Source organism: Gelidibacter salicanalis (assembly GCF_016469035.1).
Taxonomy (GTDB): domain Bacteria; phylum Bacteroidota; class Bacteroidia; order Flavobacteriales; family Flavobacteriaceae; genus Gelidibacter; species Gelidibacter salicanalis_A.
Genome location: NZ_JAEHJZ010000131.1, coordinates 1 through 579, shown reverse-complemented (window position 1 = coordinate 579; position 579 = coordinate 1). Strand labels below are relative to the sequence as shown.

Sequence of the window (579 nt, the reverse complement as noted above, 5' to 3'; positions counted from 1 at the left end):
TTTAATTCACTTTAAAAATCCACCTGCTTTGCAGGTGGTAATGTTCTGACGGCTGTGCCTTATATTTGCACTATGAGTAAATATAAGAAACTTAGCCATGTTGTTTATAAATGTGACTATCATATTGTTTGGGTTCCAAAATATCGTCTTCGGATTTTGAAGGGAGCAATAAAAGATTTGGTCGAACACGATATAAAAATGCTCTGTGATTGGAAAGGTTGTGATGTTCAGGAATTGAACGTTCAAGAAGACCACATTCATTTGTTGGTTTCAGTTCCGCCGAAAGTTTCTATCTCAAAATTGATGGGTACTCTAAAAGGGAAGATTGCAATAAAACTGTTCAAGAGTTACCCTAAATTGAAAACGAAGCCCTATTGGGGCAATCATTTTTGGGCACGGGGATATTTTGTCAGCACCGTAGGCTTGGACGAGGAAATGATTAAGAAATATGTAAAATATCAAGAGAAAGAAGAGAAGCGAGTTGAGGATCAGCAACAACGGTTTGATTTCTGAATTTGCCCTTGCCGCCCCCTATGGGGGCTAACCAAAGCCACCTTCTAAGAAGGTGTGATTTTTACT

General features: G+C 38.7%; 1 protein-coding gene. It reads left to right on the top strand.

The genetic code is table 11. The annotated features are described in order from the left end of the window. Window positions 1-72: 72 nt before the first annotated feature. A complete protein-coding gene (gene tnpA, locus JEM65_RS21180) occupies window positions 73-513 on the top strand; it encodes an IS200/IS605 family transposase (RefSeq protein WP_199603711.1) in 441 nt (146 codons plus the stop codon). Window positions 514-579 lie beyond the last annotated feature (66 nt).